The organism is Paraburkholderia unamae (assembly GCF_003268775.1).
Lineage (GTDB): Bacteria > Pseudomonadota > Gammaproteobacteria > Burkholderiales > Burkholderiaceae > Paraburkholderia > Paraburkholderia unamae.
Map to the genome: position 1 here is coordinate 228,356 of NZ_QLSU01000004.1, position 17,366 is coordinate 245,721.

General features: G+C 66.1%; 16 protein-coding genes. 8 read left to right on the forward strand and 8 right to left on the reverse strand.

Features of this window, described 5'->3' with window-relative positions; genetic code table 11:
- Positions 1-17: 17 nt before the first annotated feature.
- Positions 18-635 (forward strand): hypothetical protein, encoded by a 618-nt coding sequence (locus C7401_RS08480; RefSeq protein WP_112170924.1) that lies wholly within the window; start codon positions 18-20, stop codon positions 633-635.
- A gap of 101 nt (positions 636-736) precedes the next feature.
- Here the strand turns inward: C7401_RS08480 and gabD are convergent, their stop codons facing one another.
- Positions 737-2,188 (reverse strand): NADP-dependent succinate-semialdehyde dehydrogenase, encoded by a 1,452-nt coding sequence (gabD, locus tag C7401_RS08485; protein ID WP_112170925.1) that lies wholly within the window; start codon positions 2,186-2,188, stop codon positions 737-739.
- 114 nt (positions 2,189-2,302) lie between these two features.
- A complete protein-coding gene (gene gabT, locus C7401_RS08490) occupies positions 2,303-3,595 on the reverse strand; it encodes a 4-aminobutyrate--2-oxoglutarate transaminase (protein WP_112170926.1) in 1,293 nt (430 codons plus the stop codon).
- A 128-nt stretch (positions 3,596-3,723) separates the two neighbouring features.
- Here gabT and pdxR point away from each other — a divergent pair, with 128 nt between their 5' ends.
- Positions 3,724-5,352, forward strand: coding sequence for a MocR-like pyridoxine biosynthesis transcription factor PdxR (gene pdxR / locus C7401_RS08495; RefSeq protein WP_112170927.1), 1,629 nt, complete (start codon positions 3,724-3,726; stop codon positions 5,350-5,352).
- A 12-nt stretch (positions 5,353-5,364) separates the two neighbouring features.
- On the opposite strand, the gene C7401_RS08500 is transcribed toward pdxR, so the two are convergent.
- The 4 genes from C7401_RS08500 to phnC form a co-directional block, all read right to left on the reverse strand.
- The gene (locus tag C7401_RS08500; RefSeq protein ID WP_112170928.1) at positions 5,365-6,201 is read right to left on the reverse strand and encodes an EamA family transporter; all 837 of its coding nucleotides are present in this window, start codon (positions 6,199-6,201) and stop codon (positions 5,365-5,367) included.
- Between the two features lie 161 nt (positions 6,202-6,362).
- Complete coding sequence (phnE, locus tag C7401_RS08505; protein WP_112171121.1) at positions 6,363-7,211, reverse strand: phosphonate ABC transporter, permease protein PhnE; 849 nt, start codon at positions 7,209-7,211, stop codon at positions 6,363-6,365.
- A gap of 8 nt (positions 7,212-7,219) precedes the next feature.
- Positions 7,220-8,206: a phosphonate ABC transporter substrate-binding protein gene (gene phnD / locus C7401_RS08510; protein WP_112170929.1), complete on the reverse strand. Its 987-nt coding sequence runs from the start codon at positions 8,204-8,206 to the stop codon at positions 7,220-7,222.
- A 52-nt stretch (positions 8,207-8,258) separates the two neighbouring features.
- Positions 8,259-9,086: a phosphonate ABC transporter ATP-binding protein gene (gene phnC / locus C7401_RS08515; protein WP_112170930.1), complete on the reverse strand. Its 828-nt coding sequence runs from the start codon at positions 9,084-9,086 to the stop codon at positions 8,259-8,261.
- Positions 9,087-9,405: 319 nt separating this feature from the next.
- Between phnC and C7401_RS08520 the strand changes: the two genes are divergently transcribed.
- The 4 genes from C7401_RS08520 to C7401_RS08535 all read left to right on the forward strand — a co-directional run bounded on the left by C7401_RS08520 (position 9,406) and on the right by C7401_RS08535 (position 13,262).
- Complete coding sequence (locus tag C7401_RS08520) at positions 9,406-10,440, forward strand: M14 family zinc carboxypeptidase (RefSeq protein WP_112170931.1); 1,035 nt, start codon at positions 9,406-9,408, stop codon at positions 10,438-10,440.
- A complete protein-coding gene (locus tag C7401_RS08525; protein WP_112170932.1) occupies positions 10,437-11,210 on the forward strand; it encodes an alpha/beta fold hydrolase in 774 nt (257 codons plus the stop codon). Before C7401_RS08520 ends, C7401_RS08525 begins: the two co-directional genes overlap by 4 nt.
- Before the next feature lie 82 nt (positions 11,211-11,292).
- Positions 11,293-12,360 carry a selenide, water dikinase SelD gene (gene selD / locus C7401_RS08530; RefSeq protein ID WP_112170933.1) on the forward strand — a complete coding sequence of 356 codons (1,068 nt, stop codon included), beginning with the start codon at positions 11,293-11,295 and terminating at the stop codon, positions 12,358-12,360.
- Positions 12,357-13,262 (forward strand): cation diffusion facilitator family transporter, encoded by a 906-nt coding sequence (locus tag C7401_RS08535; RefSeq protein ID WP_112170934.1) that lies wholly within the window; start codon positions 12,357-12,359, stop codon positions 13,260-13,262. Before selD ends, C7401_RS08535 begins: the two co-directional genes overlap by 4 nt.
- Before the next feature lie 169 nt (positions 13,263-13,431).
- Here the strand turns inward: C7401_RS08535 and C7401_RS08540 are convergent, their stop codons facing one another.
- Both C7401_RS08540 and C7401_RS08545 read right to left on the reverse strand, forming a co-directional pair.
- Positions 13,432-13,707, reverse strand: coding sequence for a DUF4148 domain-containing protein (locus tag C7401_RS08540; RefSeq protein ID WP_112170935.1), 276 nt, complete (start codon positions 13,705-13,707; stop codon positions 13,432-13,434).
- A 184-nt stretch (positions 13,708-13,891) separates the two neighbouring features.
- Positions 13,892-14,896 carry a LysR family transcriptional regulator gene (locus C7401_RS08545; protein ID WP_112170936.1) on the reverse strand — a complete coding sequence of 335 codons (1,005 nt, stop codon included), beginning with the start codon at positions 14,894-14,896 and terminating at the stop codon, positions 13,892-13,894.
- A 188-nt stretch (positions 14,897-15,084) separates the two neighbouring features.
- Here C7401_RS08545 and C7401_RS08550 point away from each other — a divergent pair, with 188 nt between their 5' ends.
- Both C7401_RS08550 and C7401_RS08555 read left to right on the forward strand, forming a co-directional pair.
- Positions 15,085-15,978: an alpha/beta hydrolase gene (locus C7401_RS08550; protein ID WP_258396939.1), complete on the forward strand. Its 894-nt coding sequence runs from the start codon at positions 15,085-15,087 to the stop codon at positions 15,976-15,978.
- An 89-nt stretch (positions 15,979-16,067) separates the two neighbouring features.
- Positions 16,068-17,324, forward strand: coding sequence for an efflux RND transporter periplasmic adaptor subunit (locus C7401_RS08555; RefSeq protein WP_112170937.1), 1,257 nt, complete (start codon positions 16,068-16,070; stop codon positions 17,322-17,324).
- Positions 17,325-17,366 lie beyond the last annotated feature (42 nt).

The following is a 17,366-nucleotide window of genomic DNA, read 5'->3' on the forward strand; positions in this document are numbered from 1 at the left end:
AGACCGGGAGAATGTGAATGAGGAAGGCAGCGATTCTGGCAGCGGCATGGGTGGTGGGCGTTGGCATTTCGCAGGCGGCGCTGGCGCAAAACGACCAGGCCGCTTCGGCGCCGCAAGCACAATCGGCGCTTGCAAGCGCCGCACAGGATATCGTCGCCAACGCGCAACCGGTGCATATTCAGGCGAAGATCGTCGGCATCGATCGCGCCGCGCGCGTGGTCACGCTGCGCGGTCCGCGCGGCAACGACGTCGATATCGCGCTCAGCCAGCAGGTCGGCAACTTCGACCAGCTCAACGTGGGCGACACCGTGGACGTGCTCTACAAGAACGCGTTGCTCGTCACGGCCGACAAGGTCACGGGCAAGGACAAGGGCATTCGCAAGCGTGTCGATACCAATGTGTATCTGCCGGCGTCGTCGGGTTATGACGCCGCGCGCCAGGTCGAAGTGCAGGCGACCGTGCAGCACATCAACGCGAAGAAGCGTGAAGTCACGCTGCGCGGCGCGTATCAGACCGTTACGCTCCAGGCCACGCCGGACGTCGATCTGAAGCATCTGAAGGTCGGCGACACGATTCACGCCGTGTTCGTTTCCGCTTATGCAACGCAGGTGACGCCGGTTGGCGCCACGCAGTAAGCGCGCACAAAAAAGCCGGCGCGTCGCAACGAAGTCGCGAGGCGCCGGCTCACAGCGTTTCCCGAACGGGCGCCTTTTCAGGCGCCCGTCGTTCGTCTGGCTTACATGCCTGCCATGCACATGTACTTGATGACGACGTAGTCATCCACGCCGTAGTGCGAACCTTCGCGGCCGAGGCCCGACTGCTTCACGCCGCCGAACGGTGCGACTTCGTTCGAGATCAGGCCGGTGTTGATGCCCACCATGCCGTATTCGAGCGCTTCCGCCACGCGCCACACGCGGCCGATATCGCGGCTGTAGAAGTAGGCGGCGAGACCGAATTCGGTATCGTTCGCCATCCTGATCACTTCCTCATCCGACGAGAAGCGGAACAGCGGCGCGAGCGGGCCGAACGTTTCGTCGCGCGCGACCTTCATCGCGGGCGTGACGCCGGTCAGAACGGTCGGCTCGAAAAAGCCGTGGCCGAGCGCGTGGCGCTTGCCGCCCGTGATCACCTGCGCGCCCTTCGCGAGCGCGTCTTCGATATGCGATTCCACCTTCAGCACGGCCGCTTCGTTGATGAGCGGGCCTTGCGTCACGCCCGACTCGGTGCCGAGACCGACCTTGAGCTTTTCGACCGCATCGCGCAGCTTCGCGGCGAACGCGTCGTACACGGCGTCGTGCACGTAGAAGCGGTTCGTGCACACGCAGGTCTGACCGCTGTTGCGATACTTCGAAGCGATCGCGCCGGCTACGGCTGCGTCGAGATCGGCGTCTTCGAACACGATGAACGGTGCGTTGCCGCCCAGTTCCAGCGACACCTTCTTGACCGTCGATGCGCACTGGCTCATGAGCAGGCGGCCCACCGGCGTCGAGCCCGTGAACGAGAGCTTGCGCACGGTCGGGTTGCCCGTGAGTTCGCCGCCAATCGCCTTCGGGTCGCCGGTCACGACGCTGAAGATGCCGCGCGGCACGCCCGCGCGCTCGGCCAGCACGGCCAGCGCGAGCGCCGAGAACGGCGTGGCTTCGGCAGGCTTGAGCACGATCGGGCAGCCGGCCGCGAGTGCGGGGCCGACCTTGCGGGTGATCATCGCGGCCGGGAAATTCCACGGCGTGATCGCGGCGCACACGCCCACGGGTTCCTTCGTCACGACAATGCGCTTGTCATTGGCGACGGTCGGAATCGTGTCGCCGTAAATGCGCTTGCCTTCTTCCGCGAACCATTCGAGGAACGACGCCGCGTAGCCGATCTCGCCCTTGGCTTCCGCGAGCGGCTTGCCTTGCTCGGTGGTGAGGATGAGCGCGAGGTCGTCGGCGTTTTCCATCATCAGGTCGTGCCACTTGCGCAGGATGACGCTGCGCTCCTTCGCGGTCCTGGCGCGCCATGCGGGCCATGCGGCGTTCGCGGCGGCGATCGCGCGACGCGTTTCGGCCGCGCCCATGCGCGGCACCGTGCCGATCAGCGCGCCGGTGGCGGGGTTGTTCACTTCGAGCGTGGCGCCGTCTTCAGCGCCTTGCCATTCGCCGTTGATATAGGCGTTGTGTTGCAGCAGCGATGCGTCTTTCAGGTTCATGCTGGAACTCCGGACTCAATTCGAATCGTTTAGAACGACGAACGGCACAGCGGCAAGCGCCGGTGTGCCGTTTCGAGGATGGCTCGCTGCACGCGAGCCAGTCTGTGTGAAGGCTTACGCCGGCACGCCCACTGCTTCCTTGATCGACTCTTCGAGAATCGCGAGCGCTTCGTCGAACACGTTGTCCTGAATCGTGAGCGGGAACAGGAAGCGCACGACGTTCGAGTACACGCCGCACACGAGCAGCAGCAGGCCGCGATTCAGGGCTGCCGTTTGCACGCGCTTGGTGAAGTCGGCGTCGGCATCGCTCGTGCCCGGCTTGCAGAACTCAACGGCGTTCATCGCGCCGGGGCCGCGCACGTCGGCGATTTGCGGCACGTCGGCCTTGAGCGCGTTGAGCTTGGCCTTGAGCTTGTCGCCGAGCTTCGTGCCGCGCTCGCACAGCTTTTCTTCTTCGATGATCTCGATCACCGCGTGCGCCGAAGCGACGGCCAGCGGGTTGCCGGCGTACGTGCCGCCGAGACCGCCAGGCGCTGCCGCGTCCATCACTTCCGCGCGGCCCACCACGCCCGAGAGGGGCATGCCGCCCGCCAGGCTCTTGGCGATCGTCATGAGGTCGGGCGTGACGTCGTAGTGTTCCATCGCGAACAGCTTGCCGGTGCGCGCGAAGCCCGTTTGCACTTCGTCGGCGATCAGCAGGATGCCGTGCGTGTCGCAGATCTTGCGCAGGCCGCGCACGAAGTCAGCCGGCGCCTGGTAGAAGCCGCCTTCGCCCTGAACCGGTTCGAAGATGATCGCGGCAACGCGCTTCGGATCGATGTCGGCCTTGAACAGCATCTCGATGTGCTTGAGCGAATCAGCCGTGCTGATGCCGTGCACCGAGTTGGGGTACGGCGCGTGGTACACGTCGGCCGGGAACGGGCCGAACGCGAGCTTGTACGGGGCAACCTTGCCCGTGAGCGCCATGCCCATCATCGTGCGGCCGTGGAAGCCGCCCGCGAAGGCAATCACGCCCGGACGGCCCGTGTGGGCGCGAGCGATCTTGACGGCGTTTTCAACGGCTTCGGCGCCCGTTGTGAAGAAGGCGGCCTTCTTCGCGAAGCTGCCCGGCGCGCGCTGGGCGACCTTCTCGGCCAGCGAGACATACGACTCGTAGGGGACGATCTGGTAGGCCGTGTGCGTGAACTGGTCGAGCTGCGCCTTGATGGCGGCGACGATCTTCGGATGGCGGTGGCCCGTGTTGCACACGGCGATACCGGCCGCGAAGTCGATGAAGCGGCGGCCTTCCACGTCCCACAGCTCGGCGTTCTCGGCGCGCTCGGCGTAGAAGTCGCACATCACGCCCACGCCACGCGGGGTAATGGCGTTCTTGCGGCTTTGCAGATCGGCGTTCTTGCTCACGTTCATCTCCTTCGGAATCAGTGTCAGTTCTGAGGTTGGCAGGCGGACCAGACATCAGGTCCATGCCGCGACTATACTCACGTTTGGCTCTAAATTTCAGAGCCATTCAGTGCAATCTTTAGGAGCCAATTTCGATGCGCGCGAGTGTCCTGTCCGACTGGCTGGCCCAACGGCTCGATCGCGGAAGCGCCCAGCCGGTCTACCGTCAACTGCACAAGCTGCTCCAGCAGGCGATCCTCTCCCGGGAGCTGCCGGCGGGCGCACGGGTGCCGTCGTCGCGGCTGCTGGCGGCGGAGCTTGGCATTGCGCGCAATACCGTGACGCAGGTCTACGAACAATTGGTGCTCGAAGGCTATGTGACGTCGGCAACGGGGCGCGGCACCTTCGTGGCCGATACGTCGCCTGACGAGATCGTCGGGGCAGCGGAAATTGGCTCCATGGAAACGGTGAAAAAGGCGAGTAATTCAGGAGCCGTCGCCGTCGAAAATGCGATCGCAACTAACAGCCCAAGTTTGGGCGGTACGGGAGTGCACGCTATCGCGGCGGGCGGCCCGGCAGTGGGCGCAGTTGGCGCCCAGCCGCCGCGCGCGGCGGCTCGGGCGCTCTCCACCCGCGGCGCGCGCCTGGTTGCCGGCGCGGGCGTTTCCAAGCGCCAGGGCGGCGCGTTCATGCCCGGCGTGCCCGACGTCTCGCGCTTCCCCGCGCGCATCTGGACGCGCCTGCACAACAAGTACTGGCGCAGCCTGCGTCCGGACCTGCTGACCTACGCGCCTGGCGGCGGCCTCGCGCTCCTGCGCCACGTGCTCGCCGACTATCTGCGCACCTCGCGCTCGGTGCGCTGCTCGCCCGAACAGATCATCATCACGACGGGCATCCACCAGTCGGTGGACCTGGCCGTGCGCCTGCTCTCCGACCCCGGCGACACCATCTGGACCGAAGACCCGTGCTACTGGGGCGTGCGCAGCGTGCTGCACGTTTCGGGCCTCAGCGCGCGGCCCATCGCCGTGGACAGCGAAGGTCTCAATCCCTCGCCCGCCGACTTTGCCGCGCCGCCGCCCAAGCTCATGCTCGTCACGCCCTCGCATCAGTACCCGCTTGGCATGGTGATGAGCCTCGCGCGCCGCCGCATGCTGCTGGAGTACGCGCGCCAGCATCAGTGCTGGATCATCGAGGACGATTACGACAGCGAGTTCCGTTACGGCAGCCGCCCGCTCGCGTCGTTGCAGGGGCTCGATACGGCGGGGCAGGTGATCTACGTGGGGAGCTTCGGCAAGACGTTGTTTCCCGGCTTGCGCGTGGGCTATCTCGTCGCGCCGCAAGCACTCGCGGAAAGCTTCGCGACCGCGAGCGCCGAGCTGTATCGCGAGGGGCAGTTGATCCAGCAGGCCGTGCTCGCCGAATTCATCGCCGAGGGGCATTTCACGTCGCATATCCGCAAGATGCGCGCGCTCTACGGCCAGCGCCGCCAGGTGCTGCTCGACGCTGTGTCGCGCCGCTACGGCGACGCCTTGCCCGCCATGGGCGGCGACGCGGGCCTGCACGTCGTCATGCAGTTGCCCGAGGGCAGCGACGACCGCGCCGTGGCCGAAGCCGCGCTCGCGCGCAATATCGTCGTGCGGCCGCTTTCGGGGTACTACTCGGCGCGCGAGCGCGCGGCCTCGGGTTTGCTGATCGGCTACGCGTGCGTGCCCGACGAGGAGATCGCGCCGGCGTTCGAGACGCTGGCCGAAGCGATCGATACGACCTTGCCCGCGTTCGCGTGAGCGCTTCTATGCCTAGAGCCGGATCAGCACCGCGCCGCACGTGACGAGCGCACACGCCACCATGCGCCGCGCCGTGAGCTTCTCGTTCATGAACAGCCAGCCGATCAGCACGGCGAAGATCGACGAGAGCTCGCGCAACGCGGAAACCATCGCGATAGGCAGAAAGCGGAACGCTTCGATCACGAGGCAATACGCCGTGAGCGCGAGCACGCCCGCGAGCATGCCGCGTGCGACCTCGGCCTTTGACGTGAACATCCGCGCCACGCCGCCGCGCAGCTTGCAGACCACGAAAAACTGCGGCACGTTCCAGAGCAGATACACCCACATGATGTAGCTGAGCGCGTTGCCGGCGAGGCGCGCGCCGAGGCCGTCGATGATCGAGTACATCGCGATGAAGAGGCCCGTGAGCAGCGCATAGGGCACGCTCTCGCCGGAAAAGCGCATGCCGCGCCGGAATGCGAGCGACATGATGCCGAGCGAGACGAGCGTGACGCCCGCGGCCGCGAGCCCATGCAGTTCCTCATGCGCGAACACGAGCGCGCCCACGAACACGAGCAGCGGCGAGAGCCCGCGCGCGATGGGGTAGATCTGCCCGAAGTCGCCGCTGCGATAAGCGCGAATCAGCGTGAAGCAGTACGCGAACTCCAGCACCGCCGAAGCCGCGATATACGGCCAGCTTGCCTGCGCGGGCAGCGGCAGCACGCACACGCCGATCGCGCTCACGACGATGTACGGAACCGAGAACATGCCGAGCAGCCAGAGCCGGTCGCCCGAAAGATGGAGGAAGGCGTTCCAGCTCGCGTGCATGAGTGCCGAGAGCAGGACCAGCAGGACGACGAAACTGGCCATTGGGATTGCGAATCGAATCGACTTGTTGGAGGCGCGGGCCGTTGCGGCCGCAATCGTGTGATTATTCCAGCGAACGCGCACGTCCGCCAGAAAGAAAGTAAAACGGGCGCGAGCCCGTATTGTGATTCTGTGGAGGCTCGCGCGGGCTTTGGGGGAGTGCGTCAGATCACGCGTGCGCGCAGTCGCGCGGAAATCAGGTCGATGACCGTGACCACGGCGATCACCATGATGAGCACGGCGCAGGTTTGCGGATAGTCGAACGAACGAATTTCCTCATACAACACCACGCCGATGCCGCCCGCGCCCACCATGCCCACCACCATCGCCGAGCGCACGTTCGACTCGAACCGGTAGAGCGCGTACGAGATCCACAGCGGCATGACCTGGGGCAGCACGCCATAAATGATCTCGTCGAGCGGCGAGGCGCCCGTGGCGCGCACGCCTTCCACGGGGCGCGGGTCGATGGCCTCCACGGCTTCGGCGAAGAGTTTCGCGAGCACACCCGTGGTGTGGACCCACAACGCCAGCACGCCCGCGAACGGTCCGAGCCCCACGGCCACGATGAACAGCATCGCGAACACCATCTCGTTGATGGCGCGGCAGGCGTCCATCAACCGGCGCACCGGCTGGAGGACCCAGTTGGGTGCGAGATTGTGCGCCGACATCAGGCCGAACGGCACCGCGCAGACGATGGCGAGCGCCGTGCCCCACAGCGCCACGGCCAGCGTCACCCACATTTCGCCCACGTAGGTGCGCCATTCCGTGAAGTCGGGCGGAAAGAAGCCGCGCGCGAACGTGCCCATGTTCGCCGAGTCGGCGAAGAGGTCGAGCGGGCGCATGTCGGCGCCGCGCCACGCCACGCCGAGCAGCGCGAACACGATGGCCCAGAGCACGAGCGAGGACCAGCTGCGCTTGCCCGTGGGTCTCGCCGCCGGGCTGGGAGCCGCAGCGGCGGTGGCGGATTGCGCCTCGGTGCCGTGCGCCGCGACGCGTGAGCTGTCGAAATCCATCGCGCCCATTACTGCTTCGCGGGTGCGGCGAGTGCGCCGATCTTCGCGTCGATGGCCGCGATCTGGCTCTTGCGGTCGTCGTCGGAGAGATGCGTGTCGGCGGCGATCTTTTCCTTCTGCTGGAACAGCGCGACCTGGCGGATCGGCTGCAACTGCGCGTCGCTGGCGGGCGCGAAGCCGGCATAGCCCGTGATGTCGGCCATGATCTTCTTCTCGCGCGGGTCGGTCTTGGCGTAATGGTAGAAGAAGTCGCGCAGCTTCTGCTTGGTGGCTTCAGGCAGGTCCTTGCGGTACACGAGCGGATCGGACGGAATGATCGGCGAGGTCCACAGCACGCGCACCTGCGCGAAGCGATCCGGGTGCTTCTGCTGGAGCGTGGCGAGTTCGATGGTGTTGTTGGTGGCGATGTCCACCTTGTTGTTGACCACGGCGAGCAGGTTCGCTTCATGGCTCGACGGCAGCACCGTCTTGAAGTTCGAGCCGTTCACCGAAACGCCGTGCTGCGCGAACAGGTAGTAGCCCGGAATGAGCGTGCCCGAGGTGGAATTGGGGTCGCCCCAGCCGAGCGTGAGATCCTTAGTATTCTTGAATACATCGTCGATCGTCTTCACGCGGCTGTTCACGTTGGTGATGAGCACCGACTTGTAGCCCGCGTCGCCGTTCGCGTAAAGCACTTTCGCGAAGATCTCGCCGTTCGAGCGGTCCACGGCTTCCATGGCCGAAGCATTGCCGAAGTAGCCGATCTGCACCTTGTTGAAGCGCATTGCCTCGATGATGCCCGAGTAGTCGGTGGCGAAGAACGCCTTCACGGAGAGGCCGGTCTGCTTGTTCAGGTCGTCGATGAACGGCTGCCAGCGCTGCTTGAGTACCGCCGACGAATCCGTCGAAATGATGCCGAAATTGAGGTCTTCCGCATGGGCGGCCGCGCTGCCGAGCGAGGCAAACGCGACGGCGCCGGCGGCGCACCAGGAGAGCATGGAGCGGAGCAGTTTCATGGGAGCGGTCCGTGGAGAGAGGAACGTCAAGGGTTGAGAATGCGTGGCCGGGTCAGGCCGCGCGGGGTTGTGCGCCAAAGCGCTGTACGGCGGACGGCGCCGCATCGGGTTCGAGCAATTCGCGCGCGGCGCTGCCATAAAGCTGTTGCAGCAACGCGGGCGTGAGCGCCGCAGAAGGACCGTCGTACACGACGCGCCCTTCGCGCAACGCAACGGTGCGCGGGCAATACTGCATGGCGATATCCACCTGATGCAGCGAGACCACCACCGTGAGACTGTGATCGCGGTTGAGCATGCGCAGCATGTCCATCACGCGGCGCGATGATTCGGGGTCGAGCGAAGCAATCGGCTCGTCGGCGAGAATGAGGCGCGCGCGTTGCACGAGCGCGCGTGCAAGCGCCGCGCGCTGCTGCTGGCCACCCGAGAGATTCGAGGCGCGTTCCGCAGCCTTGTGCGCGATGCCCACTTCGCCGAGGGCGGCCAGCATGAGTTCGCGCTCCGCGCGCGGAAAGCGGCCCGTGAGCCTGCGCCACAGCGGCAAACGCGAAAGCGCGCCGATCAGCACATTGGTTTCCACGGTGAGCCGATGCACGAGATTGAATTGCTGGAACACGAAGCCGATGTCGCGGCGAATGCGGCGCACCTCGCGCACGATGCGACCGTCCTGCTGGATCGGGCGGCCGAGAATGTCGATGCGCGACGGCTGCGGATCGGAGGCCGTGAAGCCTGCGATCTGGCGCAGCAAGGTCGATTTGCCCGAGCCCGATGCGCCGATCAGCGCGACCATTTCGCCCTCGCCGATGCGCAGGTTGATTTCGTCGAGCGCCTTGCGGCCGCTCTCGAAACTTTTCGATAGGCGTTCGATGCGTATGGCTTCCATAACAATCCGTCGCGGGTGAAGTCGAGGGCTCATTCTAGGAAGCGACTGTGACGGTTGAGTGAAGGTGTCGCGACGTCTAGACGACTACACGTCTTATATTTTTTGGTCGGAGGAATTGAGGCGCACGATGTGACAGACACATGACGGAAAACATCTGTCATGCTTAATGTCAGAGGAAGCGGCTATATTGTCGGCAGTGCGTGTGGTGTCCCTGGTTTCGCTGACTTATTGCTGACACACGCGCCGAAACTCATGCTGTTGTAGACAATGCGGCCGCACACAACGGTCCCGATCCGAACAAGTAACGAAACCCGGCGCCATGCAGGCACTGAGCTTTCTACCCGACAGTTTTGCGGAATTCGAGGACCTCAAGACGATCCTCGATGCGGGCGCACGCTGGTTCGACATTCGCAGCGAAGGCGAAGTCGAGGTGCGCGGCCGCACGTTCGCGCTCTATGTGGCGTCCATCGGCTCGCGCGATCCGGCGGCGCCCGCCATTGGCTTCTTCGGCGGCATTCACGGGCTGGAGCGCATCGGCTCGCAGCTCGTGCTCGACTATATGCGTGCGCTGGTGGGGCGGCTCGCGTGGGACGAGTTATTGATGAGCCAGCTCGAATCCGTGCGCATCGTGTTCGTGCCCATCCTCAATCCCGGCGGCATGTGGCTGGCCACCCGCGCGAATCCGAACGGCGTGGACCTCATGCGCAACGCGCCGCAGGACGCCGACGAACACGTGCCCTTTCTTGCGGGCGGCCAGCGCGTGGGCTCATGGCTGCCGTGGTATCGCGGCAGGCGCGGGGCGCCCATGGAGATCGAGGCGAAGGCGCTTCTGAAGATCGTCGACGAAGAACTCACGCGCCGTCCGCTGTCATTCGCGCTCGACTGCCATTCGGGCTACGGCTGGAGCGACAGCATCTGGTTTCCGTATGCGCGCACGCGCCGCCTCATGCGTCATTTGCCCGAGATGTACGTGCTCAAGACGATGTTCGAGCGCGCGCATCCCCATCACGGCTACACGTTCGAGCCGCAGAGCCATCAATACCTGCTGCACGGCGACTTGTGGGACTGCGCATACGACCATGCGCCCGCGAGCAACATCTTTTTGCCGCTCACGCTCGAACTCGGCTCGTGGCTGTGGATCAAGAAGAACCCGCGCCAGATCTTCTCGCGCCAGGGCATGTTCAATCCGCTGATGGCGCATCGCACGGCGCGCGTCTTGCGGCGCCACGCGAACCTGTTCGAATTCCTCACGCGCGCGGCGTATTCCGCGCCGCGCTGGCTGCCCGAGGGCGTGACGCGCGAGCAGGTGTTGCAAAGCGCGATTAGCCACTGGTATCAAGGGTCCGGTGGATGAGCGGCCCCTGGCTCCTGCTGCGCGGCCTCACGCGCGAGTCGCGCCACTGGGGCGCGTTCGCCGCGCTGCTCGCCGCACGCGAGGGCGCGCTGGCCATCGACCTGCCCGGCAACGGCGCGGCCGCGCACGTACGCTCGCCGCTTGCCGTCGACGCCTACGTGGACGCGTTGCGCGACGAAGCGCGGCGGCGCGGTGCACGCGCGCCATACCGCGTGCTGGCGATGTCGCTGGGCGGCATGGTGGCGACGGCATGGGCGCTGCGCTATCCCGATGAGATCGCGCGTCTCGTGCTCGTGAACACGAGCATGCGGCCGTACAGCCGCGTGCATGAACGGCTGCGGCCCTCGGCGTGGCCCGCGCTCGCGCGCGCGGCGCGCCATTGGGACGGCCGCGACGCCGATGGCATGGCCGAAGCGCTGATCCACGGCCTCACGTGCGCGCGGCGCGACACGCTCGCCGCCGACCTCGACGCCTGGCGCGCGATTCGCGCGAGCGCGCCCGTGAGCCGCGCGAACGCGATGCGCCAACTGGCCGCCGCGGCGCGCTTCAAGGCGCGCGGCATACCGCGCTGCGCGGTGCTCGTGGTGTCGTCGCGCGGCGACCGGCTCGTGAATCCCGTTTGCTCGGCGCGGCTCGCGCAGGCGTGGGGCGCGCCGCACGTGGCGCACCCGTGGGCCGGGCACGACCTGCCGCACGACGATCCGCACTGGCTGGCCGATGCGCTCCACGCCGGCGACGTCACCGCCCACGCGGCCGCCGGGCGCGCCTGAGCGCGCGCAACCCGCATCGTCCTCGCGGCGATTGCCCCATAATGTGGGGATTAATCCGGCACTTTCAGGACGATTCCCCGACATGAACGACAAACCCGCCATCGGCGCCGCCGTGCCGCGCCTCACGAGCCTTTCGCACGGCGGCGGCTGCGGCTGCAAGATCGCGCCGGGCGTGCTTTCGGCATTGCTCGCGCGCAGCACGCCGCTCACCACCGTGTTTCCGAACCTGCTGGTCGGCACCGAGACCGCCGACGACGCCGCCGTCTACAAGCTCAACGACGAGCAGGCCATTGTCGCGACCACGGACTTCTTCATGCCGATCGTCGACGACCCGTACGACTTCGGCCGCATCGCCGCGACCAACGCGCTCTCGGACGTCTACGCGATGGGCGGCAAGCCGATCCTCGCGCTCGCGCTGGTGGGCATGCCCATCAACGTGCTGCCGCACGACGTGATCGCGCAGGTGCTGCGCGGCGGCGAGGACGTATGCGCGGCGGCGGGCATTCCGGTGGCGGGCGGGCATTCGATCGACTCCGTGGAGCCCATCTACGGCCTCGCGGCGCTGGGCGTGGTGCATCCGGAGCGCGTGAAGCGCAACGCGTCGGCGCGCGCGGGCGACGTGCTCGTGCTCGGCAAGCCGCTTGGCGTGGGTGTGCTCTCGGCCGCGCTCAAGAAGGAGATCCTCGGCGACGCGGGCTACAAGGCGATGGTGAGCGCCGCCACGATGCTCAACAAGCCGGGCGCCACGCTCGCGGAATTGCCGGGCGTGCACGCCATGACCGACGTGACCGGCTTCGGCCTGCTTGGCCACACGCTCGAAATCGCGCGCGGCGCGAATCTCACGGCGCGCGTGCAGTATGCGGACCTGCCGTGGCTGCCGGGCGTTCAGAAGTTCGTGGAAGAGGGCGTGTTCACGGGCGCGTCGGGCCGCAACTGGGCCTCGTATGGCGAGTCCGTCACGCTCGCGCCCGGCCTGCCCGAAAGCGCGCGCACGCTGCTCACCGACCCGCAAACCTCGGGCGGTCTGCTCGTGGCGTGCGCACCGGAGAGCGTGGACGACGTGCTGGCGATCTTCCGCGCGGACGGATTCAGCGACGCACGCGTGATCGGCGAGTTGAGCGAAGGCCCGGCACGCGTCGAGGCGCTATGAGCGGAGAATCGCCGAAAGCCATCTTCTACGCGCTCGCTGCGAACTTCGGCATTGCGGTCTGCAAGTTCGCAGCCGCCGGGTTCACGGGTTCGGGATCGATGTTCGCGGAGGCGATTCACTCCACGGCCGACTGCGGTAATCAACTGCTGCTGTTGCTCGGCCTGCGCCAGTCGCGCGAGCCCCCCACGCCCTTGCACCCCATGGGCACGGGCCGCGCGATCAACTTCTATTCGCTGCTCGTGGCGCTGCTGCTCTTTTTCGTGGGTGGCGCGTTTTCGGTGTACGAGGGCGTGCACCGGTTGATTGCTCGCGAGCCGCTGCAATACGTGTATGTCGCGCTGGTCGTGCTCGGCATTTCCGTGGCGCTCGAAGCGTTTTCGCTTTACGGCGCGATGCGCGAGATCCGCAAGGGCTCGCCGAAAAAGTCGCTGTGGCGCTGGGCGCGCGAGACGCGCGATTCGGATTTGCTCGTCGTGGCGGGCGAGGACATCGCCGCGCTCGCGGGCCTCGCCATCGCATTCTCCGCGGTGCTGCTCACCGTCATCACCGGCAATCCGGTCTGGGACGCGTGCGGCTCGATCGGCGTGGGCGTGCTGCTCATGCTGATCGCGTGGTTCATCGCACGAGAAGTGAAGTCGATGATCGTGGGCGAGTCGGCAAGCCCTGAAATGCGCCGCGATATCGAACTGTTCCTGCGCGCGCGGCCGGAGATTCGCAGCATCATCAGCCTCATTACCCTGCAATGGGGTAAAGAGGTGATGGTCGCGGTGCAGTGCGAAATGCTCGACTACGAGCATAGCCGCACGATGGTCGAAGCGATCAACGAAATCGAAGCCGCTTTGCAGGCGCGCTTTCCGCTGGTGCGCTGGGTGTTTTTCGAGCCGGATTTCGTGAACCGGTAATGCATGAGGCCGGCGGTCGCGAGACCGCCGGGCCTTTTTGCTTCAATGCCGGAACGGCGCCCACACAGGCGTGGTGTTGTCCCAGTCGTCGAGTTCGGACGGTACGGTCGGCTTCATATCGGACTCCTACGTTTATCGTCTTGCCATCGATATCAATGCGCTGCCGAGCTTATTCGCCGGCTTGCGCGACGTGTGCGGCGTTATTGGCGCGGCTTTCCTGAAGCGCGATGCGTTGCGCTTGCGTGCGACCAATCAGGCTTTGCTCGGGGTAGCTCGTCTTGTTCAGCGAGGGCAGCGTGCCGTCGCGATACGCGGCGACGAGTTCGGCCTTCACTTCGGCGCGCGTTTTCGGCGCGGCGCTGGACGATTGTGCGAAAGCCGAGGCGCTTGCGGCGAGCGAAAGAACCAGCGTGGCTGTAAGGGCGGTTGCGAGAGTGCGTTTCATGATCTGCTCCTGTGTACGGTTGCCACGTAGGTTGCGGCGACAGGAGCAAATGTAGTTGCGCAGCCGTTTGCGATAAACGGTCTTATTGCGAAAGCAATTGTCGAAAATCCGGAACAATCGCCGCGCCGCGCCCGCGAAAGCCTTTGCGGACGCGGCTTTGAGGGCGCGCGCTATGCGGCCCGGCCTATGCGGCCCATTCCGAAATCACCGGCGTTTCGAGCGCCGGCGCGTTTTCGCGCTCTTCGATCGTGCGCATCGTGCACGTCTTGTCGAGCGAGGCGCGGCCGCTCAGGAGCGGGCAGCGGTCGAACACTTCGGCAATCCAGTCCACGAACACGCGCACTTTGGGTGACAGATGACGGCTGTGCGGGTAGACGGCCGAAATCGGCATCGGCAGCGGCTTGTAATCGGGCAGCACCTCGACGAGCGCGCCCGAGCGCAGATGCGGCAGCACCATGTAGCGCGGCCCCTGAATCAGGCCAAAGCCTTCGATGCCGCAGGTCACGTAGGCGTCCGCATCATTGACCGAGACCATGCTCTTGAGCTTGATCTCCACTTCCTTGCCGTCGACGAGAAATGCCCAGTCGATCACACGCCCCGTGCGCGACGAGAAGTAATTCACGGCGCGATGCTCGGCCAGTTCTTCGAGCGTTTGCGGCGTGCCGTGGCGCTCCAGATACGAGGGCGCCGCGCACGACACGCCTTCGAAAATCCCGATGCGCCGCGCGACGAGCGACGAATCCTGAAGCGCACCCACACGCACCACGCAATCCACGCCTTCCTGGAGCAGATCGACGGGACGGTCGCTCAAGCCGAGTTGCAGGTCGATGTCGGGATAGCGCTGGTGGAATTCGCACAGCGACGGAATCACGATGAGCCGCCCGATCGAGCCGGGCATGTCGATGCGCAGTTTGCCGTGCGGCTTGCGGTTGCGATCCTGGAATGTGGTTTCGGTTTCCTCCACGTCCGCGAGAATGCGCACGCAGCGCTCGTAATACGCCGCGCCGTCGGGCGTGAGCGAGAGGCGCCGCGTCGTGCGGTGCATGAGGCGCACGCCGAGAAACGCTTCGAGATTCTGGATGATCGTCGTGACCGAAGCACGCGGCATGTCGAGCGTTTCGGCGGCTCGCGTGAAGCTGTTCGTATCGACGACGCGGGTGAACACCTGCATGGCCTGAAGGCGGTCCATTGCCACTCTCCAAAAAGCTTCGGCCGCACGGCGCGCGGCGTTTGAAGCAAACGCCCGCGCACAAAGAGGAGACAGATTGTTCAGGTGCGCCGAATTGTGTTGCCGGATTATAGGCATTTATTTGCAAGTCTGCCGAACCCACAATTCGCTCCATTCGAATCTACTCTCGCGCATTGCGCCGATTTGACATGGATGCCTTTAAACGCCCGACGTCGTGGATCTCCGCCGTGGAAATGCCGTTTGCCGATGCGCCCGCGGCCGTGCCCACGGCCGCGCCGGCCAGAACCGGCACGGCGCGCACGCTGGTCACGACCGATGTGACGATCGAAGGCTACGCCCAGCCGATTGCGTTGCGCGTGTACCGCCCCGAGGGCGCAAACGGCCTGCCGGTGCTGCTGTATTTCCACGGCGGCGGTTTCGTGCGAGGGTCGATTGAAGAAGCGGAAACGGCGGGGCGTTTTCTCGCAGAACGCTTACCTGCGCTGGTCGTGAGCGTGGGTTATTCGCTCGCGCCGCAGTTTCCGTTTCCCGCCGCGCCCGAAGACGCGCACCGCGCGGCGCTCTGGGCGCTCACGCGGGCCCGCGCGTTTGGCGGCACGCCGAAACGGCTGATTGCGGCGGGCCATGACGCGGGCGGCCAGATCGCCAACGTGCTCGCCTTCATGGGACGCGATCGCGGCGATGTGCGGCTCGCCGCGCAGGCGCTGTTCGCGCCGATGCTGGACCCGAGCCTCACGCGTCTTGGCGATGCGGCGCGCCTCGGCTCCGACATCACCGCGAGCGAGTGCGCGGCCTGTTATCGCGCGTACCTGCCCGAAGCGTCGCAACGCCTGCATCCGTATGCGGCGCCGCTCGAATCGCTGCGCCTCGCCGGTCTGCCGCCCACGCTCATCGTGACCGCGCAGAACGACGTGCTGCACATCGAGGCAGAGAAGTACGCGAGCCGCCTGATCGACGCTGGCGTGCGCACGCAGGTGGTGCGTTACCCGAGCGTCTCGCACGCGAATCTCGCCGCGCATCCGGCCGCCTTGAGCGAAGCCGTCCGGTTTTTCCAATGCTGCTTCGACGCGGGCACGGTGTAGCGGGCAACGCGCACAAGCAGGGGAAGCGCTGAAGCCGCGGTGCTGCCGAACCAGTCAAGAACAACCAACCATTATTTCTGGAGTCCGACATGTCACTTTTTTCGCAATCCCGTTCGCGCATGGCGCTCGCGGTAGTCGGCGTGCTGGTCATCGCGGGGCTGGGCACGCTCGGCGCGATCCGCCTCGACTCGCACCCCGCGGTGGCCGCTGAAGCGCCGCCCGCGCCGGAAGTCGATGTCGCCGCCGTGGTCAATCGCACGATTACCGACTGGCAGAGTTATTCCGGCCGCATGGCCGCGGTCGAGAAAGTGGAGATACGTCCGCAGGTTTCGGGCACGATCGTCTCGGTGAACTTCCGCGACGGCGCGCTCGTGAACAAGGGCGATACGCTGTTCGTGATCGATCCGCGCCCGTACCAGGCCGCCGTCGATCAGGCTGCCGCGCAGCTTGCCGCCGCGCAGGCGCGCACGGGCTACGCGCAAAGCGACTGGGAGCGCGCGCAGCGCCTCATTGGCGACAACGCCATCGCCAAGCGTGACTACGACGAGAAGCAGAACGCCTCGCGTGAGGCGAGCGCGAATCTCAAGGCCGCGCAGGCCGCGCTCGAAGCCGCGCAGATCAACCTGGGCTACACGCGCATCGTCGCGCCGGTGGCGGGGCGCGTGTCGCGCGCCGAGATCACCGTGGGCAACGTCGTGTCGGCCGGGGCGAGCGCCGCGCCGCTCACCACGCTCGTGTCCGTTTCGCCCATCTACGCCGAGTTCGACGCCGACGAGCAAACCTATCTCGACTACATCAGCCGCATGAAGGATGGCTCGAAGGTGCCGGTCGAACTGGGTCTTGCGAACGAAACGGGTTACTCGCGCCAGGGCACGATCGAGTCGGTGGATAACCGCCTCGACACCTCGTCGGGCACGATCCGCGTGCGTGCGCGCTTCGACAACGCCGACGGCGCGCTCGTGCCGGGCCTCTACGCACGCATCAAGGTGGGCGGCAGCGCCCCGCACCCGGCGCTGCTGGTCGACGACGCCGCCATCGGCACCGATCAGGACAAGAAGTTCGTGTACGTCGTGGACGGCGGCGGCAAGGTCTCGTACCGCAACGTGCAGACGGGCGGCCAGCAGGGCAACCTGCGCGTGATTCTCGGCGGCCTGAAGGCGGGCGATCACGTGGTCGTGAACGGCACGCAGCGTGTGCGCCCCGGCGAGGCGGTGCGCTCGCATATGGTGCCGATGAACGGCGACCCCGACGCCGATGCGGCGAACGCGGCGGCGAATGCAGCGGCGAAGACAGCAGAAAACCCGGCGGCAAACCCCGCCGCGAAGGCAGCGAAGACGACGTCCTGACGAACGGCGGGCGCACCTGGCATCACGGTGCGTCCCCCAGAC